Source organism: uncultured Imperialibacter sp. (assembly GCF_963974565.1).
GTDB lineage: Bacteria > Bacteroidota > Bacteroidia > Cytophagales > Cyclobacteriaceae > Imperialibacter > Imperialibacter roseus.
On record NZ_CAXBCJ010000001.1, the window covers coordinates 165,301 to 184,244 of the forward strand.

An 18,944-nucleotide genomic window follows, 5' to 3' on the forward strand; every position below is an offset into this window, starting at 1 on the left:
GCCACTCTGCTTTTAATCCAGACCGCCAAAACAAAAAAAGCCCCCGAAATCTTTCGACTTCGGAGGCCTTTTGTGGAGTTGTTCTACTACTGTTACTTCAATCGATCAACCTTTCTTCCTAACCCAAACAGCTCCATTTCTTACATTTGGCGATGGTGCTTATCTCCATCCACCACCCAGCGCCTGATACACATTTACCACAGCGTGCATTTGCGCCATTTTGGTATCAATCAGCTCAAACCTTGATTCCAGCGCATCTCGTTGAGTCAGCAGCACCTCCATGTAATCGGCCCGGGCTGAGCGAAACAGATTGCTTGAAATGTCGACCGACTCGGTTAGGGCTTCGACCTGAAGTGATTTCAGTTCGAAAGTGTTTGCCAGATTGCCGATATTGGACAGCTGATTAGCCACTTCAATGTAAGCGGTCAATATGGTTCGCTCGTAATTATACACCGCCTGTATCTGCATGGCATTAGCGCTTGAATAAGCTGCCTTGATCGCATTTTTGTTGATCAGCGGCCCTGCCAAATCAGCCGCCAGTCCATATATCAGCGACTCAGGCATTTTTACCAGGTCAATCGGGTTAAACGCCTGAAAGCCCAAGCCTGCAGAAAGGCCCAGCGAAGGATAGAACCTGGCTTTGGCCACCTGCACATCCAGTTTGGCTGCTACCAGGTCTAACTCGGCTTGCCTTACGTCAGGACGATTTTCAAGCAGTTGGGCGGGAACACCGGCATTCAGTACATTGGGCACCAGTTCAATAAAACTTTGTGAGTTGCGCTGAATGGGTTGCGGAAACCGGCCAACCAAAAAGTTGATCCTGTTTTCAGTTTCAATGATCTGCTGCTGAATACCGAACTGAAGGCTTCTGGTGTTGAGTACCTGTGCCTCAAACCTGCGAACGGCCAGCTCAGTTACCCGGGCCGACTGCTTCTGTAGCCTCACGATTTCGAGCGCATTGCTTTGTATTTCAATGTTCTGCTGCACTATTCTCAGCTGATTATCCAGCGCCAGCAGTTCGTAGTAGGAGTTGGCAATTTCGGCAATCAGGTTGGTTACCAGAAAGTTCTTGCCCTCCACGGTTCCCAGGTATCTGTTGAAAGCTGACTTCTTTGCATTGCGCAGCTTGTGCCAAATGTCCACTTCCCATGAAGCATACAGCCCCGCCATGAAATCGGGCAGCGGATCTGGCGTTTCCTTGCCTGGCTTAATTTCCGTGGTAGCCTCGCTGGAGCCCTTGCTTGTGTAACGGCCAGGCTTGTCAACACCGGCACCCGCACCATAGCCTACGAAAGGTAAATACTCTCCTTTTCTGGCTTGCACTTCGTTTCTGGCAATTTGAATTTCCTGCAACACAATGTTCAACTCCTGGTTGTTTTGCAAAGCTGTGTCAATCAGGGAGATCAGGTACGGATCAGTAAAATAGTCCTGCCACCGAACCTTGCCAGTGTTGGTGGTGTCCTGCGAGCTGCTGTAGCTCACAGGCACTGCCTTGCTCTCTGTTTTTTGTACTAAGTCGGGCGTTTTACAGGCCCAAACCGCTAAGGAAAGGCAGGCCACTCCAACCCATCTATATATGATTCGTTTCAACATGATAATCAATTTATTTCTTTCGAATGTGTGTGTTGGGGCTCCTCACTCAGAGGCCTATCGTATTCATCCCTGATCAGCTGACGGCCGTCCGCTAGTTTTCCAAAAATGTAGTACAGTCCCGGAATGATGATCACACCGAATATGGTTCCAAAGAGCATACCTCCGAGGGCCGATGAGCCGATGGTTCGGTTACCTATGGCGCCCGCACCTGTGGCAATCACCAGAGGAATCAAACCGGCAATGAAGGCAAATGATGTCATCAGGATAGGCCGGAAACGTACCCTGGCACCTTCAATGGCTGCTTCAAAAATTGTTGCTCCGTGTCGCCGTTTCTGAACTGCAAATTCCACAATCAACACTGCATTTTTACCCAGCAAGCCCACCAGCATAATGAGACCAATCTGTGCATAAATATCGTTGTCTAATCCCATTACCTTAAGGAACAGGAACGAGCCAAACACCCCAACTGGCAAGGAGAATATTACCGCCAGAGGCAAAAGGAAGCTTTCGTACTGAGCTGCCAGCACAAAGTAGACGAACAGTACCACAATGATGAAGACATAAAGTGCTTCATTCCCTCTTTTTGATTCATCATAAGAAAGACCTTCCCAGGCGATGTCATACCCTTTCGGCAACGTTTGGGCCGCCACTTCAGTAATGGCCTGAATAGCATCGGCGGTCGTATATCCCGGTGCAGGTAGTCCCCTGATGGCAGCCGAGTTGTACATGTTGTAGCGGGTAATCTCGTTAGGCCCCTGCTTCTTCTCAAGTGTCATGAACGATGAGTAGGGTACCATTTCCTCCCGGTCATTCTTCACGAACAAGTTCAAAACATCGGAGGGAAGTCTTCTAAACTCCGGTGCAGATTGAACATACACCTTGAAAAACCTATCGAACCTGATAAAGCCTTGCTCGTAGGTACTCCCTATAAGTATGTTCAGGTTTTCCATTGCCTTGCCGATCGAAACGCCCTTTTGCATGGCCAGTTCGTTATCTATCAACAGCTCGTACTGAGGATAGTTAGCAGCGAAGAAGGTAAACAAACCAGTAAGCTCCGGGCGCTTGCTCATGTTGTCCATGAACTCCTTGTTTATTTTATCAAACTCCTGGTAGTCGGTGTCCGTAGTTTTATCCAGCAAACGCATGGAAAAACCTCCGGAAGACCCGAACCCGGGGATAGCAGGCGGCTCGAAGAATTCGACAATAGCCCCCAGGCCTTTCGACTCCTCCTCCAGCTCTTCCATGATCTCTTTCACCGAATGCTTCCGCTCCGACCAGGGCTTGAGGTTGATCAAACAAGTACCTGCGTTGGAGCCCCGACCTTCTGTCATGATCTCGTAGCCAGCCAGCGAAGAAACGGATTCCACACCATCAATTTCCTCGCAAATTTTCTGAAGCTGCTGAGACACCTGATTGGTTCTTTCGAGGGTGGCACCCGGAGGTGTTTGGATGATAGCGTAAATAGTGCCCTGGTCCTCGCTGGGGATAAATCCAGCTGGCAGAATTTCATTTTCAAAGAATATACCTGCGCAGAATACTCCCAAAATGATGAAAGTAAGCGCTCTTCTGTTAACTATCAGCCTTAGCAAGCCCGTGTATTTTCCAGTTACTTTTTCGAAGCCACTGTTGAAACTATCGAGTGCCCGGTTCATCAGTGTTCTCTTTCTGGGTTGCCCGTGTGTGTTCTTCAGCAGCATGGCGCACAATACCGGTGTAAGTGTAAGTGCTATCACCGCCGAAATCACAATCGAGCTGGCCATCGTAATAGAGAATTGCCGGTAGAAGGTGCCCACCGGGCCGGTCATAAACGAAATTGGCAGAAACACCGACACCATTACCATGGTGATGGCGATAATCGCTCCACTGATCTCCCCCATTACCTTTTTCACGGCATTGTAAGGAGAAAGGTGCTCCTCTTCCATTTTGGCGTGGACAGCTTCCACCACCACAATGGCATCGTCCACCACTATACCAATGGCCAGCACAAGAGCAAACAGTGTCACCAGGTTGATAGAAAGCCCAAAAAACTGGATGACAAAAAATGCACCGATGAGGGATACAGGAACAGCCAGAATCGGTATGAGCGTGGAGCGCCAGTCGCCAAGGAATACAAACACTACCAGGGCCACCAGGATAAAGGCATCACGCAAAGTGTGGGTCACCTGCTCAATGGAGGCGTCCAGAAACTTGGATACGTCATAACTGATTTTGTAGTCCACTCCCGGAGGGAAACTGACTCTCATTTCTTCAAGCTTCGCCTTCACCTCAGCAATAACTTCACTGGCGTTGCTGCCGTAGTTCTGCTTCAATACAATAGCCGCAGAAGGATGCCCATCCAGGTTAGAATAAATGTCAAAAAACTCGCTACCCAGCTCAATTGTGGCAATGTCCTTCAGGTGTATGCTTTCACCTTCAGCATTCGCCCGAACAATGATTTGCTCGTATTCTTCCGGCTTGTTGTACCGGCCTTTATATGTGAGTACGTATTCTAACGACTGCGCAGCGATACCTGAACTTTGGCCTATTCTACCCGGACGACCAATAATGCTTTGTTCGGCAAGAGCCTCCATTACTTCCTCAATAGAGATATTGTAGGCCCTCATGCGGTCAGGGTTGAGCCACACCCGCATAGCGTAGGTGCGGCTACCCAATATCTGCGTTCTGGCCACACCATTGATCCTGTTTATTTCAGGAATCATTTTAACGTTGGCGTAGTTGTACAGGAATTTTTCATCCAACCCTTCCTCAGTACTGTAGAGGTTCACATACATCAACATACTGGGCTGGATGGGTGTGATGATAACCCCTTCACGTTGCACAAGTGCGGGCAAAAGAGGCATCACCTGATCCACCCTGGTCTTCACCCGGATAACCGCCTGGTTGGGATCCGTGCCTGGTTCAAAGATGATAGTGACTGTAGCTTCGCCAGCACTGGTGGCATCGGTGGTCATGTACCTCATACCCTGAACACCGTTGATAGAGTTTTCAAGGGTAATAAGCGTCGACTTAACCAGCACATCGGCACTGGAACCTGGGTAAGCAATGAAAATACTTACGGTTGTTGGGGCAATTTGGGGAAATTGCGAGATAGGCAGCTGCTTAATAGCCAGCGAACCCACAAAAACGATAATGACCGAAATTACAATGGCAAAAACGGGCCTATGAATTATTTTACTAAACATTTCTTCTGGATTTTAAGGATGCCTGATTATTCCGCATAGAGCGTTAAATGCGACAGTACTTCTGCCGGATCCTTGAATTCAAAACTTATTTCCTGATTTTCTCTGACCAGCCTCAGCCCTTCCAGAAGGATTTTATCGTTTACTTCCAACCCGCTCTGAACGGCATAAATGTGCGGCATTTCGGCTGAAATGGTTATTGCCCTTGACCTGATCTTATTCTCCTCGTCGATCACATAAACATATCTTTTGTCGAGGATTTCGAAAGTCGACTTCTGAGGGATAAGCAGGGCGCCCTTAAGGTCTACCGTCACTTGTATATTGCCCGTCTCGCCATGCCTGAGTAATCCATTGGGGTTCGGAAAGGTTGCTCTGAAAGCAATATTGCCGGTTTCGTTGTTAAAGTCCGCCTCAATGGTTTCCACAACGCCTCTGTGGTTGAACAGCCTGTTGTTAGCCATCAAGAGACCAACCTCCATCTTGTCTTCAGATTTCACACTGGATTCGTATTCCAGATACTCTGCTTCCGGAACATTAAAGTAGACCCACATTTTGCTATTGTCCGAAAGGTTTGTCAGCAGGTCTCCCTCGTCGACAAGGCTACCCTGCCTTACGTGAAAACGATCCATAAGCCCATCGAAAGGTGCCCTGATTTGGGTGAATCCCAGGTGAACTTCAGCCAGCGATACCTCAGCCATTGCTTTATCATATTTGGCTTTGGCCAAGGCCAGCTCATTTGGTGCTACCACATTACTTTCTGCCAGTCGTTTTGTGTTCTGGTACTCAATTTCAACAAAACTGGCCTCTGCTTGTGCCTTTTGGAGCTCCGCTTCATATAGTTTGGGCATTATCTGGAACATTAGCTGCCCTTTTTTTACACGCTGCCCTTCGTCCACGTATATTTTTTGCAAATAGCCTTTTTCAAGTGCCCGAAGTTCAATGTGCTGTACGGACCGAATTTGACACACGTAATCTTTTGTAACGGTTGTGTCCATCCTCAACGGACTAGTCACTAAAAATTTAGTTTCTTCCTCCTCTTTTTCCTTGTGCGATTCACAGCTTGTGTAGCACAACAGGGCACACAAACCCACGAACATGAGCGTTTTATTCATAATAATTTTGCGTTCTTGATTCTCCAAAAAACTTGATTATTTCAGTTGTCACTTTTGACTGAACAAAATTCATCTACTGATTCTGAAGTATTTCGGGAGTAATTCTGAAGTTTTGCTGAAGATTTAAAAAAAGCCTTGTAGGAGGTTGCTAATCGTGCAAAAAACAGCGCCCAATAGTGAGAATTTGTAAAGAGTTAACCGGCAAGCTTGCACAAAATTTGAAAAACTACCCGGTTACCTTGTGCAATTGATTATATTGGATTGTCAGTAATAACACTCGAAAAACAGTGAAAAGTACGTTAAAAAACCAGGTCACTGTTCTTGCAGTCGGCATCTTCGTCAAAGCGGTTCTTACAAAAAATTTAACACTCGCATACAGTTTGACACAATGGATAAAATAAGAAAACTCGCCATCGTGTTACTGGCAACCGCCGTTTACGGGTGCGGTAACGAATCCGAAAAGGTTAGTCAAAAACCGAACATCATCTATATCTATACCGACCAGCAAAATGCCAGCATGATGAGCTGCGTCGGCAACCAGTGGCTGAAGACGCCAGCCATGGACTACATAGCCGCCAATGGCATTAGGTTTACTCGGGCCTATGTGACCAACCCTGTTTGCACACCTTCCAGAGTAAGCATGATGACTGGCAGATTTCCGGGCTACTTCAATGACGCTAATGGTCAGCCGGTGCGGGAAAATGTTGGAGCCATGAGGATTCCTGACGTGTCGGTAAACGTGCAAAGCACCACCATAGCAGCTTACCTGAAAGCGGCCGGATACGACCTGGTGTTTGGCGGAAAAGAACACCTACCAAAGTCACTCACGCCGGAAGTGCTTGGCTTCACCGACATCACAAACGATGAGCGAGACGAGCTGGCCCTGGAGGCAGCAAAGTACATTTCCACACCCCATGAAAAGCCCTACTTTTTGGTGGTGTCGCTGATCAATCCACACGACATTTGCTACATGGCCATTCGGGATTTTGCGGAAACACAGCAGGAAAAGCGGCTGCTCGAAATTGGCGAAACAGAATTAGCCACACTCGACGAGGCGCTAAAGCTGCCTGAGGGTGTAAGTGAAGAAGAGTTTTTCAGCAAGTATTGCCCTCCACTACCACCTAACTTTGAACCTCAGGAAGATGAACCGGCCGCCATTAGCTGGCGGGTTGATCAAAGAAATTTTCAGAAGCAGGCCCGTGAGCACTACGCCGAAAGGCAATGGCGCATGCACCGCTGGGCCTACCACCGCCTTACAGAGGTGGTTGACAGGCAGATTCAAACAATTTTGGATGCGCTGAAAGCCAGCGGACAGGAAGAAAACACCTTGGTTTTGCTTTCCAGCGACCACGGCGAAATGGATGCATCACACCGGCTGGAGCACAAAAGTCTTCTATATGAGGAGGCAGCGAACGTCCCCTTTCTGGCCATGTGGAAAGGCCAGATTCCGGCGGCAAGGGTCGACAGCACCCACCTGATATCCAACGGACTGGACCTGCTGCCAACCCTGTGCGACTACGCTGGCATCGACGGAAAATCGGATCCCCGGGGTAGGAGCTTGCGGCCTTTGTTCGAAGGAAAGAAAGTGGGCTGGCGGGAGCATCTTGGCGTTGAGAGCCAGGTAGGTAAGATGGTGGTGTCGGCAGATGGCCTCAAATACCTGCGGTACGACGTGGTCGGTATAGAGGAAAACCTGATCGACCTTAACAACGATCCCCACGAAATGACACATTTTACGGCCAACCCCGAGTATGATGAAAAATTAAAGGAGCTAAGAAGCGCTTTTGATCAGGAATGGTTTCCAGGAGGAAATTAGATGGCAACAAAAGCTATTTTTTCCTTCATACCAAGCCGGCAACCTGAACCAATCTTGCGCCGTTAAAAGGAGAAACAACCTCCTTCTCCATGCACGGCGCAGGTTTTGCCATCGATGCGATTAAAACCCTCAGGAACAATAGATCACTCCTGAAAGGAAAAGGTGCCGGGCCTTACAAAAACTTCGACACAGCTTACATCACCGATTCCATCATTTCCAGAAAGGCTCCTGTTTATAGAAAGGCAAGCACCCAATACCTCGCATCCCTGAGAGCACAACTGGCGGTTGACAACAAGCGACGTACTACTAAAAAAAGAATGCTGCTGGTGGCAACTGTGGCCGCAATCAGCCTGGCTTTTTATTTCCTTCTTTTCTGATCCAAAATTCGGTCAACCTTAGCTTTGTGCAGTTGTAGCTACAGCAAGCCAGTATTTTTGTTTACATTAGGCTGATTACTACATTCAACACCTCTTCTAATGGCCATATCAAAATCATTGGTTTTGTGGAAGCCAGTATGCTTCCTACTCTTTTCTATTTCCACCTATCATTCCTCCGCCCAATACGCCGTTGAACCTGTAACCATCCAGATCGACCTAACGAAAGAAATGGGTGAGCTTGATCCCATCTGGGCCTGGTGGGGCTACGACGAGCCCAATTACACGTATATGAAAGATGGGCAAAAGCTGCTTTCGGAAATTGCGAAGCTAAGCAAAGTACCCGTTTATGTGAGAGCACATAGCCTGCTGGTAACAGGAGAAGGCACTTATGGACTGAAATGGGGCTCCACCAATGCCTATACTGAAGATAAAAAAGGTCGGCCCATTTACGACTGGACAATCGTCGACAGGATATTCGACACCTATATCGAGCGGGGCATGAAGCCATTTGCACAAATCGGGTTCATGCCTCAGGCGCTTTCGAGCAAACCTGAGCCTTATCGGCATTACTGGAAGCCCGGCGCAGCGTACAACGACATTTACACAGGCTGGGCTTATCCGCCTAAAGACTATAAAAAGTGGGCTGAGCTGGTTTACCAGTGGGTAACTCACTGCGTGGATCGGTATGGAAAAGAAGAAGTGGAAAGCTGGTACTGGGAACTGTGGAACGAGCCCAATATTGGCTACTGGCAGGGAACGACCGAGGAGTACATTAAGCTGTATGACTACAGTGCCGATGCCGTAAAACGAGCACTGCCAACAGCCAAAGTAGGTGGCCCGGAAACCACAGGCCCGGGTTGGGATAAAGCTGAAGAGTTTCTCCGGACATTTCTTGATCATGTAGTGTCCGGCAAAAACTATGTGACTGGCAAAACCGGCTCTCCGCTGGACTTTATTTCGTTCCATGCAAAAGGCAGTCCGAAAGTGGTGGACGGCATGGTGCAAATGAACATAGGTACTCAGCTGCGTGATATCGACAAAGGGTTTGAAGTCGTAGCCTCCTACCCGACCCTCAAACACTTACCTATTCTGATTGGCGAGTCAGATCCAGAAGGGTGTGCGGCGTGCTCAGAAGCCGATTACCCACACAATGCTTACCGCAACGGCACCATGTATGCGGCCTATACAGCTGCCGCCTTTGCCAGAAAATACGACCTCGCCAAACACCACGGCGTCAACCTCCTTGGGGCCATTACCTGGGGTTTCGAATTCGAAGAACAGCCCTGGTTTGCCGGTTTCAGAGACATGGCTACTAATGGCGTCGATAAGCCAGTGCTCAATACCTTCCGCATGTTTGGCATGATGGAGGACCAAAGAGTGGAAGTAAGTCAGGACAACTTAAGCTACGACTACGTCAAAGTCCGGGATGAAAGTGTGCGAGGCCCGGCACCTGACGTCAATGCATTGGCTTCAAAGTCGCAAAAAGCAGCTACAGTAATGATTTGGAACTATCACGACACCAATGACCTGGCCGTGGAAGACTCTCCCGTTAAAATAAATATCGGGGGTTTTCCAACAGATGGAAGAATCTTGCTCACCCACTACCGAATTGATCAGGAGCACAGCAACTCTTACACTGTGTGGAAAGAAATGGGAAGTCCGCAAAACCCTACAAGCGAACAAATGGCAACTCTCGAAGAAGCAGGACAGCTTAAACTATATGGCTCACCTGAATGGATGGATGTGAAAAACAAAAAACTTACCATCAGTATGAAGCTTCCAAGGCAAGGCATTTCTCTGTTGAAGCTAGAGTGGTAAATTTGTCAAAAAAACCTGCCTCCAACTTTTCCAATGAAAGCTGACCTAATCAACATCAACGAAAAACTCTCCCTGTTCTCTGACCACTGGCACCCACGCATTGTGGGCGAGCTCAATGGCCAGCATGTGAAACTGGCCAAGCTCCTCGGTGAGTTTGTGTGGCACAAGCACGATAACGAAGACGAAATGTTTTACGTGATCAAAGGCGAGTTGCATATGGAGTTCAGAGACAAAACTGTGATCATTCAAGAAAATGAGTTCCTCATTGTACCCAGAGGTGTGGAGCACCGACCAGTGGCTGAACAAGAAGTTTCCGTGATGCTGTTTGAGCCTGCTGCAACCGTTAACACAGGAAACAATCCCGGTGAACTTACAAGGGAGAAGATTGAAAAGATTTAAGCGACTACAATATCCTGCCGTTTTCAGTGAAGGTTAATCTTTGGGTGTGTTTCGGGTACAAAACATGACTTTTGGTGATCATGTTCACCAATAGTTATGCTTTTTGGTGAATACGATCACCACAAAGCATAATCCCGCCAGACTGCTCAAGAACTGAAGTTTCAGTAGGTGGGTGAGCATTCATCGAATCACCGCATTTCTTATACCTTTACCTTCAAACACTCAAGCATGACTACACAACAAATCGTTCTGGCCGCCAGACCCGTTGGCACCCCCACCAAAGACACTTTCAGGTTTGAAACCACAGAGGTGCCCGCACTTCAGGCAGGCCAGGTACTTCTACAGGGATTGTACTACTCGGTCGACCCATACATGCGTGGCCGCATGAGTGATGCCAGGTCGTATGCCCCACCCTTTGAGGTAGGCAAGCCGATTTACGGAGGCGTGGTAGCCAAGGTACTTTCAAGCAAGTCTGACCTTTTCAAAGAAGGTGATGTGGTGCTCGGCATGCTTTCGTGGGCACAGCAGATCGTTGCCAATGAGAAGGAATTAAGGAAAGTTGACACGACGATTGCACCCGCCAGCTACTACCTCGGTATTTTGGGAATGCCGGGGCTTACTGCCTATTTCGGTCTTATGCATATTGGGAAGCCGAAGGCGGGAGAAACGGTGGTGGTGTCGGGTGCTGCGGGCGCCGTCGGAGTGTTGGTAGGGCAAATGGCCAAAATCCATGGCTGTAGAGTAGTGGGTATCGCCGGCACAGACGAAAAGGTGGCGCTGATCAAAAAAGAATTTGCCTTTGACGAAGCGATCAACTACAAAACCACGCCCAACATGCGATTGGCCATAAAAGAGGCATGTCCCAATGGAGTTGATATTTATTTTGACAACGTAGGAGGCCCTATTTCAGATGCTGTGATCAGCAATATTAACTTTCATGCTCGCATACCGCTGTGTGGACAGATCTCGTTGTACAACAATACTGAAATGGCTACCGGGCCTCGCTTACAGCCTATGCTGCTTACGAGAAGCGTGCTTATGCAGGGCTTTATCGTTTTCAATTTTCAAGACAAATACCCGGAAGGTTTCAAACACCTGGCTCATTGGGTGAAAGAGGGCAAACTAAAAACGACTGAAACTATTATTGATGGATTCGATCAGCTACCAACAGCACTATTGGGCTTGTTTAAAGGACACAATACTGGTAAAATGTTAGTGAAGGCTTAGCCGAAAAGTGGGTGATCAATTCGTCACCCAACTTTTGCTTTTACCACTTTCGAAAATAGCATCAATCACCTTCATGTTGTTAACGGCATCTTCCAGGGGTGTCGGTACTGGTTTGTTGTCGAGTATGGCCTTCGCAAAAACATCAGCCTGACAGGTATACTGGTCAGCAACAGGGAGCATGATTTCTTCCTTTTTTTCCTTCGTCACCAGCCAGATGCGACAGGGAGTGTCGGGCGGTGCATTGGCTGGTATTTCTATTTCCACATAACCCTCAGTGCCAAACACTATACAGCGCTGATACGGCATGAGTTGCGTAGAGCACGTGAAGGTGGCTGATTTTCCACCTGAAAAATCGAGCAGCCCCGAAGCTATTCTGTCCGTTTTCATCACCGGATCAAAATCCAACAGGCCCACAGCCCGTGTTGGTTCTTCACTAAAAAGGAACCTGGGAAACGAAATGCAATAGCAGCCAATGTCCATCAATCCGCCGCCGCCAATATCGGCCTGGTTACGGACATTGTTGGGGTCAACATTGTAATAAGAAAAGAAAGACTGCACCACTTTGGCTTCCCCAATGGCGCCCGACTTCACCAGCTCTTTTGCCTTCACCCACTGCGGATGGAATCGATACATAAAGGCCTCCATTACCCTGAGCTGAGGATGCTTTTTGCTTACCGCCAATAGTTGCTCGGCTTCTGTGGCACCCATACCCACCGGCTTTTCGCACAGCACATGCTTACCAGCTTCTATGGCCTTGATCGTCCATTCCACATGCAAATGATTGGGCAATGGATTGTAAATGGCGTCTACCTCAGGGTCGGCCAGCAGCGCTTCGTAGGAGCCATGAGCCCTCGGTATGCCCAGTTTCTTAGCCGCCTCATCAGCAGCAGACTGGTTTCTGGAGCTGATCGCCACTACGTCGCAAAACTCACTTTTTTTGATGCCAGGTATCACCTTGGTCATTCCAATTTTGGCGGTGCTTATAATGCCCCATCTAACTCTTTGCTGTGTCATTGTTATTGATGACTTGTGGAAAATATGGTTTCAGACAATAATAGCCACTTCAGGCTGATAATGAAAATCCGGTCGGCTCAATGGCAGGCCGGTGGCACGCCCTACACACCTTTGGCTCAAAGGCTCGGGCAAAAGTTTAATATTATGCCTATTTTCAGGGCTTACCACGTAAAAGACACAAATAACTTAAACCCACTAAGTGTAAATGCATACGATTCAGAAAGTAAGTGCGGAAGAAGCCCTCAAGCTCGTTGCAAAAGCCGTAGAGCTGGCTAAAGAAATCGATAAAAGCATCGCTGTAGCCATAACAGGCACTGAAGGGGAGCTCATCTCCTTTCTTCGCATGGACGGTGCCAATCCAGCCACAGCCCAAATCGCCCAAAGTAAGGCTTACACCAGCGCCAGGGACTGGAAATCAACCAGGTCCATGGGAGAATTTATGCGCACCGTTAATCGTGAACAAGGCTACTGGACCGATACTGGCATTACCGGCTTTGGTGGTGGCCTCCCAATTGTCCAAAATGAAAAAGTAATTGGTGGCATCGGCATCAGCGGACTCACCGAATCGGAAGATGAGAGGATAGCGGAAGAAGCTATAGCGGCTGTTTTCCCATAAGTCCCATCCAGAAATAGAGATGAACTGCTAATCTGCAACATGATGAGAAAGTATACCACACAAACAACCCTGGTGACAGCGCTGCTGCTACTTCTATCCACGCAGCTGGTTGTCGGACAGCAGTACAAGAACATTGTTTATGCAAAAACAGGCAGGGACCTGCTAGTCGATATATACCTGCCTGAAAATTCGCCTAACCCTTACCTGGTGGTGTGGGTGCATGGAGGCGCCTGGCATTCGGGTTCAAAAGAAAACCCACCCAAAGGGCTGCTCGAAAATGGTTATGCCCTGGCAAGCGTCGACTACCGACTGAGCGTGGAGGCACCCTTTCCGGCCATGGCGCACGATGTCAAGGCTGCCATTCGCTACCTGAGGGCTAACGCCAAAAAATATGGGTACAGGTCTGACAAAATTATCGTGGCGGGCTCCTCCGCAGGTGGGCACCTGGCTGCATTAATCGGCACTACCAACGGAAACAAGGAACTGGAAGGTACTCTTGGCGACTTCCTGACCACAAGCTCCGACGTGCAGGCAACCATTGACCTGTACGGCCCCACCAACTTTACAACCATCCTGAGTCAGTCAACCCCACACGGCATCAGTGTGCGGGCACCAGCACTGGCTCTCCTGCTGGGCAAGCCTGTAGAACAAGTGCCAGACCTGGCAAAGCTGGCCAGTCCTGTTTATCAGGTTGACCCCACCGACCCACCGATCTTCATTGCGCATGGTGAACAGGATATTCAGGTACCGATCAACCAGTCGTTGGAGCTGGTGGGTGCTTGCGAGGCAAATCACGTGAGGGTGCAGTTTGAAGTGGTGTATGGCGCTGGCCATGGCACGCAGGAGTATGACAAGCCGCAGTTTACTGATAAGATGGTGGCGTTTTTGAAAGAGGTGCTAAAGTAGCAGACAAAGTATAAGTTCCAGGTTTTCAATAAATACCATTTTCACATTTTCTTTCTTAAGTTCACTGCAAAATGAACCCAGAGCCATGAAAAGATACTTCCTTCTAATAGCCTCCGTATCATTTATCCTCGGCTGTCAACCAAAACCAAGTTTCGACAAGGAAAAACTAACGGTGGAGCTTGATAGTATTTTGGAAATTGACCAGAGGTACAGAAAAGAGTTACTGGCAATAGAAGAAACAGGTGGTAGGAACTCTCCGAAAGCAAAGGAAGTAATAAAGAAAATCTGGCAGGCAGATTCTTCCAATGTAAGGCGGATTGTTGAGATCATTGACATGGTGGGTGGCTACCCCGGAGAATCAATGGTGGGCGGTTCTGCCGGCAGAGCAACCTTTTATGTGCTTCAGCACGCTCCAGATAGTATTCAGGACAAATACTATGACCTTATCATTGATGCTGCCAGCAGAAATGAACTAAAAAAGAGCCTTGCGGCCATGTATCAGGACAGATACCTGATGCACAGAGGAGAGCCTCAGATTTACGGCACCCAGGTACGTACTGAATACAAAACCGACCCGACCACAGGCATGAGATTTGACTCAACTTATGTTTGGCCTTTGGCCGATACAACAAACATAGATTCAATACGAACCCTGAGTGGCATGGGCCCGCTGGAAGAATACCTTAATCAGTTTGGCGTCAGCAGGTGGGAATGAGGGTAAACCAACCTCTGCGTCTTTGAGTGAAAAATACATAAATGGAAGGTTCAGTTTCTGGCGAAAATATTAAATTGAATAACTAATTATTCCTTTGCGCTGCAACATCACTGCCTGAGCAACGCAATCTCCACCCTATGCGACAGGCCATTCGCCTGGCATACTATTTTGATTTACCGACCCATTAACCATGAACTCAAAAATGAAATTCCGCCTATCTATTAACTACGGTTTTACTTTAACCCTATTACTTATCGCCAACAGTTCAATCTCCCAGGGCGTTGAAGGCTACTACCGCTTCCCCAATATCCACGGCAACACCGTAGTGTTTACCGCCGAAGGCGATATTTGGACAGTGCCTCTTACCGGTGGCCTGGCGCAACGACTCACCACTCACGCAGAAGAAGAAACGGATGCTGCCATTTCTCCAGACGGCACCACCATTGCCTTTTCGGCCAGCTACGAAGGGCCGCAGGAGATTTACACCATGCCCATCTCCGGTGGCTTACCCACCCGCTGGACTTTTGAGAGCGACGCCTCAACCATGAACTGCTGGACGCCCGACGGAAAAGTAGTGTACGATACAAGAGCGTTTGCCACACTGCCTGACCGTCAGCTGGTAACCATTGACCCTGCCACCAAAAAGAAATCCAGGGTGCCACTTGCGCAGGCCAGCGAAGCGTCGTTCGACGCCACAGGTAAAACGGTATACTTCGTAAGGCCATCGTACCACGGCAATGTGACCAAGAGGTACAAAGGAGGCACTGCACGACAGATTTGGAAGTATACCGAAGGAAGCCCGGAGGCAGTTCAGCTTACACTCGGCTATGCAGGCGAAAGCCACCATCCCATGTGGTACAATGGGCGTGTTTATTTCATCACAGACAGAGACGGCACCATGAACATATGGTCGATCAACGAAAACGGTGGCGGCCTGACCCAGCACACTACTCACAAAGACTTTGACGTTCGGGACGCTGGTCTCCACAACGGCCAAATTGTTTACCAATGGGGCGCCGATATCTGGCACTACAGCATTCCTGACAACACCCAAGCCAAAATCGATATCAGGATCCCTACAGACCTTGACCAGCTAAGAGAAAGGTGGGTGGACAATCCTGCCAGGTACATCAGTTCAGCGTTGCCTGACAAAGAGGGAGACCGGATAGTCATCACTGCCAGGGGACGGGTGTTTGTAGTGCCTGTAAAATCGGGCAGAACGGTGGAGTTCACCGATAAGAAAGATGTTCGCTTTCGGGATGCAGTGTTTTCCGCTGACGGCAAAAACATATACACGCTGTCGGACGAAAGCGGAGAGTTTGAATTCATCAGCATGCCCGCCAATGGCATTGGCGCACATAAAACAATTACCAAAGACGGCACCGTACTGAGATATAGAGGATTACCTTCACCCGACGGAAAGTGGCTGGCTTACGATGACCTGGAGAGGCACATGTTCGTACTGAACCTCACAACGGGGGTTAGTAAGAAAATCTCGACCAGCGAAGAAGGTATCGGCATGTTTTCATGGTCACCCGATAGCAAATGGATAGCTTTTGTGCAGTCGGCCGACAATACCATGGATCAAATATTTGTATCCAATGTCGATACGGGTGATACTTTCCCCATTACTACCGACCGAGCGAACAGCGTTTTTCCTGCCTGGAGCCCCGATGGAAAATTCATCTATTTTTTATCGGATCGCAGCTTTACCACGTTGGTAGGCTCACCCTGGGGAGCAAGACAGCCAGAGCCGTATTTTGATGCCAAGGAAAAGATTTACCACATATCCCTTCAAAAAGGTACGAGATCACCCTTCCGTCCTGACGATGAATTAGCTGTTAAAACAGACAAGCCTGATGGTAAGGAAGGTGATAAGAAGGAGGAAGCTAAGCCTGCGGTTGCCGTAAAAATAGACAAAGACGGCATAGCCGAAAGAATTGAAGAAGTGCCCGTAAGCCCGGGAAATTACAGGGGACTTGAGGTGACAAAGAAAGGCCTTTACATGCTGAGTAGAGAAACAGGGGTTGGCGCCAAAACGCACCTTGGCGTAGTAAAGATCACCAACGACGACCCCAAGCTGGTCACGATGATTGAAGACATCAACGGCTTCGATCTAACTGGGAATGGAGAGAAAATATTGGTGGTAAAACAAAGGAATTACTACATGGTTGAAGCGGGCACCAGTAAGGTGGCTGACTTGAACGATAACAAGATCGACCTCAGCGGCTGGAAGTTTGCCATTACACCTAAAGAAGACTGGGAGCAGATCTTTACTGATGCCTGGCGCATGGAAAGGGACTACTTCTACGACAAAAACATGCACGGTGTCAACTGGGATGCTATGCATGCCAAATACCTGCCTTTTGTGGATCGGGTAACGACAAGAGAAGAGCTTTCGGATCTCATTGGCCGCTTTGTTGGTGAGCTTTCAGCTCTCCACACGAGTGTAAGAGGAGGAGATACCAGAGAAGACGAGCTCAATGTAGTCGTGGCCAGCCTCGGTGCTATCTTCTCGAGAGACGATAGTAAAGGCGGCTACAGCATCGACTACATTTATAAAGCTGACCCCGATTATCCTGATGAAAAGTCGCCACTGGACGACCCCTATCTGGACATGAAAGTGGGGGACGTCATTACCAGCGTAAATGGCAAGGCAGCTTTGAGTGCTGTGGACATTGGAGAATTGATCCGCAACCAGGCCGGTAAGCAGGTCAGAATGAGCGTAAAACGTGGCTCCGTTGAAAAGGATGTGATAGTGGTGCCTATGAGCAACCCTTACGGCTTGCGTTACAGGGACTGGGAATATTCCAGAAGGCTGGAGGTAGACAAAGCCACAGCGAACAGTGTGGGTTATGTTCACCTGCAAGCTATGGGCAGCAACGATCTTGAGCAGTGGTACCGGGAGTTCTATCCGGTATTTGACAGACAGGGCCTGATCATAGATGTGCGCCACAACCGGGGCGGCAATATCGAAAGCTTTGTACTGGAGAAGCTGTTGAGAAAGGCGTGGATGTACTGGAAAAGCCGCTCCGGCAAACCGTACTGGAACATGCAGTACGCTTTCAGAGGGCATATCGTGATTCTGGTAGACCAAAACACGGCGTCGGATGGCGAATCCTTTGCCGATGGTTTCAAAAGGCTGGAGCTGGGCACAGCCATTGGCACCCGCACCTGGGGAGGTGAGATTTGGCTGAGCGGTGTCAATACTTTGAGCGATGGTGGCATTGCCAGGGCTCCCATGATGGGCGTTTATGGGCCAGAAGGCAAGTGGCTGGTGGAAGGCCATGGGTTCGAGCCAGATATTGTGGTCGACAACCTGCCTCATGCGACCTTCGAAGGGGAAGATGCTCAGCTGAAGGCTGCCATCGAGTTTTTACAAAAGAAGATCGAAGAAGACCCAAGGCCGGTGCCACCAGTGCCAGCGTATCCTGATAAATCGTTTGAGAATAAATAACCGGATAGGCCACTTACCCTCCATCCTACCCGTTTGCAACAGGTAGGAATGAGATTGGCGATTTTATCGCCTTTTCAATCCTGGTCGGATATCATTTGAATGTTCTCAAGGAATGTAATAACTTTGTAATTACATAACATCATTATGAAGACATCTATTATTCAAATAGGTAACTCAAAAGGGCTCAGGCTAAGCAAACAAGTGCTCGAACAATACCACATTACTGATGAAGTGGAGTTGATATTTGAAAAGGATCAGATTGTGCTACGGCCTATTCAGCAACCCAGAAAAGGTTGGGACAATGCCTTTAAAGAAATGGCGAAAGAGGGAGATGACAAGCTCTTGATTGATGATGTATTGGCTGAAGAAGACTTCGACGAATGGAATTAAGCCAATACAGCATCGTTCTGGTCAACCTTGATCCTACGGTGGGAAGTGAAATCAAAAAAACAAGACCTTGTGTTATCATCTCTCCCAATGAATTGAACTTCAATATTCGTACTGTGACAATTGCTCCTATGACCTCTAAATCGAAAAACTACCCAACCAGGGTGCCGGTCAGTCATGATAAAACTGAGGGGTGGATTGTACTGGATCAGATAAGAACTATTGACAAGCAGCGGGTCATTCGGTTGCTGGGCAAATTGGCTTCACATGAAATTACTGAGGTAAAAAGGGTATTAAAGGAGACTTTTGTGGATTAAAACCCATCCTA

General features: G+C 48.4%; 15 protein-coding genes. 11 read left to right on the plus strand and 4 right to left on the minus strand.

Annotated features, from left to right (window positions below; genetic code table 11):
- Positions 1-159 precede the first annotated feature (159 nt).
- From AAC052_RS00770 to AAC052_RS00780, 3 genes are read right to left on the minus strand one after another with little or no spacing between them, the layout of a single operon-like run.
- Positions 160-1,593 carry a TolC family protein gene (locus AAC052_RS00770; RefSeq protein WP_339810164.1) on the minus strand — a complete coding sequence of 478 codons (1,434 nt, stop codon included), beginning with the start codon at positions 1,591-1,593 and terminating at the stop codon, positions 160-162.
- Between the two features lie 5 nt (positions 1,594-1,598).
- Complete coding sequence (locus AAC052_RS00775; protein ID WP_317490454.1) at positions 1,599-4,775, minus strand: efflux RND transporter permease subunit; 3,177 nt, start codon at positions 4,773-4,775, stop codon at positions 1,599-1,601.
- A gap of 26 nt (positions 4,776-4,801) precedes the next feature.
- Positions 4,802-5,884: an efflux RND transporter periplasmic adaptor subunit gene (locus tag AAC052_RS00780; protein WP_339810168.1), complete on the minus strand. Its 1,083-nt coding sequence runs from the start codon at positions 5,882-5,884 to the stop codon at positions 4,802-4,804.
- A gap of 388 nt (positions 5,885-6,272) precedes the next feature.
- Between AAC052_RS00780 and AAC052_RS00785 the strand changes: the two genes are divergently transcribed.
- From AAC052_RS00785 to AAC052_RS00805, 5 genes are all read left to right on the plus strand, one after another.
- On the plus strand, positions 6,273-7,700 hold the full coding sequence (locus AAC052_RS00785) for a sulfatase-like hydrolase/transferase (protein WP_339810170.1): 1,428 nt from the start codon (positions 6,273-6,275) through the stop codon (positions 7,698-7,700).
- Positions 7,701-7,789: 89 nt separating this feature from the next.
- The gene (locus AAC052_RS00790; protein ID WP_317490451.1) at positions 7,790-8,077 is read left to right on the plus strand and encodes a hypothetical protein; all 288 of its coding nucleotides are present in this window, start codon (positions 7,790-7,792) and stop codon (positions 8,075-8,077) included.
- Between the two features lie 99 nt (positions 8,078-8,176).
- Positions 8,177-9,895 (plus strand): beta-xylosidase, encoded by a 1,719-nt coding sequence (locus tag AAC052_RS00795; protein ID WP_339810172.1) that lies wholly within the window; start codon positions 8,177-8,179, stop codon positions 9,893-9,895.
- 33 nt (positions 9,896-9,928) lie between these two features.
- Positions 9,929-10,294 carry a cupin domain-containing protein gene (locus AAC052_RS00800; protein WP_339810174.1) on the plus strand — a complete coding sequence of 122 codons (366 nt, stop codon included), beginning with the start codon at positions 9,929-9,931 and terminating at the stop codon, positions 10,292-10,294.
- Positions 10,295-10,522: 228 nt separating this feature from the next.
- On the plus strand, positions 10,523-11,521 hold the full coding sequence (locus tag AAC052_RS00805) for an NADP-dependent oxidoreductase (protein ID WP_339810177.1): 999 nt from the start codon (positions 10,523-10,525) through the stop codon (positions 11,519-11,521).
- Positions 11,522-11,536: 15 nt separating this feature from the next.
- Here AAC052_RS00805 and AAC052_RS00810 read toward each other — a convergent pair whose 3' ends face one another.
- Entirely contained in the window at positions 11,537-12,535 is a 999-nt protein-coding gene (locus AAC052_RS00810) for a Gfo/Idh/MocA family oxidoreductase (RefSeq protein WP_339810179.1), read from the minus strand.
- 205 nt (positions 12,536-12,740) lie between these two features.
- Between AAC052_RS00810 and AAC052_RS00815 the strand changes: the two genes are divergently transcribed.
- The 6 genes from AAC052_RS00815 to AAC052_RS00840 all read left to right on the plus strand — a co-directional run bounded on the left by AAC052_RS00815 (position 12,741) and on the right by AAC052_RS00840 (position 18,933).
- Entirely contained in the window at positions 12,741-13,151 is a 411-nt protein-coding gene (locus AAC052_RS00815) for a heme-binding protein (protein WP_317490446.1), read from the plus strand.
- Positions 13,152-13,190: 39 nt separating this feature from the next.
- Entirely contained in the window at positions 13,191-14,057 is an 867-nt protein-coding gene (locus tag AAC052_RS00820) for an alpha/beta hydrolase (protein WP_317490445.1), read from the plus strand.
- 85 nt (positions 14,058-14,142) lie between these two features.
- Positions 14,143-14,772 carry a DUF6624 domain-containing protein gene (locus AAC052_RS00825; protein WP_317490444.1) on the plus strand — a complete coding sequence of 210 codons (630 nt, stop codon included), beginning with the start codon at positions 14,143-14,145 and terminating at the stop codon, positions 14,770-14,772.
- Between the two features lie 202 nt (positions 14,773-14,974).
- Entirely contained in the window at positions 14,975-18,229 is a 3,255-nt protein-coding gene (locus AAC052_RS00830; protein ID WP_339810183.1) for a S41 family peptidase, read from the plus strand.
- A gap of 144 nt (positions 18,230-18,373) precedes the next feature.
- The gene (locus AAC052_RS00835) at positions 18,374-18,619 is read left to right on the plus strand and encodes an AbrB/MazE/SpoVT family DNA-binding domain-containing protein (protein ID WP_317490442.1); all 246 of its coding nucleotides are present in this window, start codon (positions 18,374-18,376) and stop codon (positions 18,617-18,619) included.
- Positions 18,610-18,933, plus strand: coding sequence for a type II toxin-antitoxin system PemK/MazF family toxin (locus AAC052_RS00840; protein ID WP_339810185.1), 324 nt, complete (start codon positions 18,610-18,612; stop codon positions 18,931-18,933). The genes AAC052_RS00835 and AAC052_RS00840 overlap by 10 nt, the downstream gene beginning before the upstream one ends.
- Positions 18,934-18,944 lie beyond the last annotated feature (11 nt).

What these genes read in the sequence shown, in the direction of transcription:
- AAC052_RS00835 (WP_317490442.1), top strand. Translation starts at nt 18,374, where the DNA reads ATGAAGACATCTATTATTCAAATAGGTAACTCAAAAGGGCTCAGGCTA.
- AAC052_RS00780 (WP_339810168.1), bottom strand. Translation starts at nt 5,884, where the DNA reads ATGAATAAAACGCTCATGTTCGTGGGTTTGTGTGCCCTGTTGTGCTAC.
- AAC052_RS00810 (WP_339810179.1), bottom strand. Translation starts at nt 12,535, where the DNA reads ATGACACAGCAAAGAGTTAGATGGGGCATTATAAGCACCGCCAAAATT.
- AAC052_RS00815 (WP_317490446.1), top strand. Translation starts at nt 12,741, where the DNA reads ATGCATACGATTCAGAAAGTAAGTGCGGAAGAAGCCCTCAAGCTCGTT.
- AAC052_RS00830 (WP_339810183.1), top strand. Translation starts at nt 14,975, where the DNA reads ATGAAATTCCGCCTATCTATTAACTACGGTTTTACTTTAACCCTATTA.
- AAC052_RS00775 (WP_317490454.1), bottom strand. Translation starts at nt 4,775, where the DNA reads ATGTTTAGTAAAATAATTCATAGGCCCGTTTTTGCCATTGTAATTTCG.
- AAC052_RS00790 (WP_317490451.1), top strand. Translation starts at nt 7,790, where the DNA reads ATGCACGGCGCAGGTTTTGCCATCGATGCGATTAAAACCCTCAGGAAC.
- AAC052_RS00805 (WP_339810177.1), top strand. Translation starts at nt 10,523, where the DNA reads ATGACTACACAACAAATCGTTCTGGCCGCCAGACCCGTTGGCACCCCC.
- AAC052_RS00785 (WP_339810170.1), top strand. Translation starts at nt 6,273, where the DNA reads ATGGATAAAATAAGAAAACTCGCCATCGTGTTACTGGCAACCGCCGTT.
- AAC052_RS00820 (WP_317490445.1), top strand. Translation starts at nt 13,191, where the DNA reads ATGATGAGAAAGTATACCACACAAACAACCCTGGTGACAGCGCTGCTG.
- AAC052_RS00825 (WP_317490444.1), top strand. Translation starts at nt 14,143, where the DNA reads ATGAAAAGATACTTCCTTCTAATAGCCTCCGTATCATTTATCCTCGGC.
- AAC052_RS00800 (WP_339810174.1), top strand. Translation starts at nt 9,929, where the DNA reads ATGAAAGCTGACCTAATCAACATCAACGAAAAACTCTCCCTGTTCTCT.
- AAC052_RS00840 (WP_339810185.1), top strand. Translation starts at nt 18,610, where the DNA reads ATGGAATTAAGCCAATACAGCATCGTTCTGGTCAACCTTGATCCTACG.
- AAC052_RS00770 (WP_339810164.1), bottom strand. Translation starts at nt 1,593, where the DNA reads ATGTTGAAACGAATCATATATAGATGGGTTGGAGTGGCCTGCCTTTCC.
- AAC052_RS00795 (WP_339810172.1), top strand. Translation starts at nt 8,177, where the DNA reads ATGGCCATATCAAAATCATTGGTTTTGTGGAAGCCAGTATGCTTCCTA.